At 35.0% G+C, this 3,088-nt stretch carries 2 protein-coding genes; one reads left to right on the top strand and one right to left on the bottom strand.

The genetic code is table 11. From position 1 onward, the window contains the following. Positions 1 to 1,507: TonB-dependent receptor family protein (locus tag ACH2BP_RS11280; RefSeq protein ID WP_395059944.1), on the top strand; the 1,507-nt coding region annotated here is incomplete at its 5' end. Between the two features lie 308 nt (positions 1,508 to 1,815). Here ACH2BP_RS11280 and ACH2BP_RS11275 read toward each other — a convergent pair. After that, positions 1,816 to 3,088 (bottom strand): PAS domain S-box protein (locus ACH2BP_RS11275; RefSeq protein ID WP_395059942.1); only part of this gene is annotated, 1,273 nt, incomplete at its 5' end.

Here is a 3,088-nt window from a genome sequence, read left to right as displayed (position 1 = left end):
GAATTACCAGTTCACGGACAAAACATCTGTGCATTTTGACTACACCCATTTCAACTATTTAGCCCATCAGGCTGGTGGATTAACCGATGTTATGTTTTTGGAAAATCCAAAGCAAAGCAATCGCACCCGAAACTGGTTTGACGTAAACTGGAATTTATTTGCTTTACGCCTAAAACATAAATTTGACCACGATGCTGATTTTTCATTGCAGTTATTTGGATTAGATGCCAGCAGAAAAGCCGTTGGTTTTAGAGAAAATCGTGTCAATACTCAAGATGTTCCTGGTGCTGAAAGAGATTTGATTGTTGGTGATTTTGTTAATTGGGGTGCTGAAGCGCGCTATTTGAAACGCTATTCCATTAAAGAAAACAGCAGTGCGTTTTTAATTGGAGCCAAATATTACCAATCAAAAAACTCCAGTATTCAAGGTCCGGGAAGTTCAGGTGCAGATGCTGATTTTAACTTGGCAACGGATGAATTTCCAAATTATAAAAGCCAGTCGGATTTTAGTTTTCCGAATTTAAATGTGGCCATTTTTGGTGAAAACATCTTCAAACTAACACCCGGTTTCTCTCTTACTCCTGGTTTTCGTTATGAAAACATAAGAACGCAGGCCAATGGATATTATAGGAACATAGTTTCAAATCAAACTGGGGTGATTTTAGATGAAACAAAATTCGAAGACAGATCTGTAAATCGTGATTTCTTTTTGTTTGGATTAGGGATGAGTTACAAGCCTTTTAAAGATACCGAAATTTATGGAAATCTATCTCAAAATTACCGTTCGGTTACCTTTAACGATATTCGTACAGTGAGTCCGAGTAATATCATTGATGAAAATATCAAGGATGAAAAAGGGTATACTTCAGACATAGGTATCCGAGGAAGAATTGATGATAAATTAACCTTTGACGCAAGTGTTTACGGATTGTATTATGATGATAAAATAGGAGAGTATCCAAAAGCAATTCCTGCAATTGTGAGATATCGTTCTAATATTGGGACAGCATTAACCTATGGTTTTGAAGCTTTGGTAGATTGGAATATTCAGAAGACATTTTTCCAAGATAAAGTTGATTTTATATGGAAACTATATTCAAATGTTGCCTTCACAGATTCTAAATATTTAAAATCGGATGTTCCTAATATTAAAGGGAAAAAGGTAGAATTCGTTCCGCTATATAACATTAAAACAGGAACGGGTTTGGGCTATAAAAACTTTATGACGAGTTTACAGTTTACGTATTTATCCAGTCAGTTTACAGATGCTTCAAATAATCCTACAAATGTAAACGATGGTGTTTATGGAATTTTCGGCCAAATTCCATCTTATTATGTAGTCGATTTATCGATGTCGTATAAATGGTGGAAATGGAAACTCGAAGCGGGAATCAATAATTTGACGGATAAAAGTTACTTTACCAGAAGAGCAACTGGTTATCCTGGTCCAGGTATTATACCGTCTGATCCAAGATATATTTATACCACTTTAGAGTTTGTGTTTTAGATAGAGATAATTTACAAAAAGGACTGCAAGGCCTACCGTCTGGACACAAATATTGGCCAGAATATTTAAACACGAATTTCACTAATTTCCACTAATCAATTCGTGGAAATTCGTGAAATTCGTGTTTAACTTTTTTACATATTGACCTGTAAAATGAGTGTAAATTCGCTTAAGCGGTGTCATTATTTATACTTGTGTCCACACGGTAACTGCAACGCAGCCTTTTTTAATTGTTTAAGGTTCAAAAGACTGTATACTTTTAACTAATTGGCTTTAAAGGACAAATGTATTAACCGACGCTTTATTTTTTATCCCTTTTTAAAACCAATTAATTTTCGGTATTTCTGCTCACTTTCTTCAAGGGCTACTTCCAGTTCTTTGTAATAGGTGATGTCTTTTATGTTAGCAACTGCTGCTATAACATAATTGTTTTCATCGATTATTGGTCTGCCGCTAATGACAACCCGTTTTTTAGTTTTAGTCTCTGAATCTTCAATTATTATTTCAACGTCATCAGTTGACTCTCCTTTTAAAGCTTTGTCTAGAGGAAGATTTTGGGCAGGAAAAACGGTTTTTTCGTCAGGATAATATAAATTATATTTAGTTGACCAATCCAGAGTAGTGGGGGCTGAGGAGTCTTGTTTAATCCCTATAATTTCTTCCGCCATATGATTGGATAAAACAATTCTTTTTTGGCTGTCAGTAACAATAATGCCCTCACCAATATTCTCTAATATCAATTTCAATTTTAATTCGTTAAGACGCACTAATTTATCGGCTTCTATTCTCTCGTCCTCCAGTTTTTTGCTTATTGAAATGTCTTTAACAAAAGCAATGAAAATGTATTTGCCTAATATGGTAGCTTGTGATACGGTCAGCTCAATATCAAACTCAATATTTTGTTTGTTAATTGCTGTGGTTTCAAATGTTTTATTAAGGATGGGTCCTTCGCCGGTGTCTATAAAATGTTGAAGCCCTTTTAAATGATTTTCTCGATGTTGTTTTGGCATAATTAATTCATGCATTTTTTTGCCTAAGGCTTCTATAATTGTCCATCCAAATATTTTTTCGGCTTGCGGATTCCATCTCATGATGATTCCTTCGTCATTTATTAGAATCAAAGCATCTGGAGCCTCGTTAAATATAGTTTGTAATTGCCCTTCGCTTTCTTTAAGTTTTTGTTCAGCAGCTTTGCGTTCCGTAATATCTCTCAGAATAGATTTATGCCCGGTTATCCTATTTCCTTCTCTTAACTGCATCACCGTTTGTTCTACCCATTTTAGTTCTCTTGATTTGGTAAGAATGGGAAAGGAAAATATGGTTTCATCTACTTTATTTTTAAATTGATTTAGATAGAACTCCGCCACACGCTCTTTCCACTCTGGAGCAACCAGCTCTGAAAAATGTTTTCCTATAAGTTCATCTTGAGTGTAACCAGTTAGTTTTTTGCAGGCAGGATTGATATAGGTAAAGTAACCTTTGTAATCAGAAGTATGCACTACATCACTTATGTTTTCAACAATTTCACGATATTTTTCTTCGCTTTTGCGAAGGGTTTCTATGGCTTCTGCCAGTTGGGCA

Origin of the sequence: Flavobacterium sp. (genome assembly GCF_043756175.1) — a bacterium.
GTDB lineage: Bacteria > Bacteroidota > Bacteroidia > Flavobacteriales > Flavobacteriaceae > Flavobacterium.
Note: the sequence above shows the minus strand (reverse complement) of the source record. Positions and strands in the feature narration are given on the sequence as shown.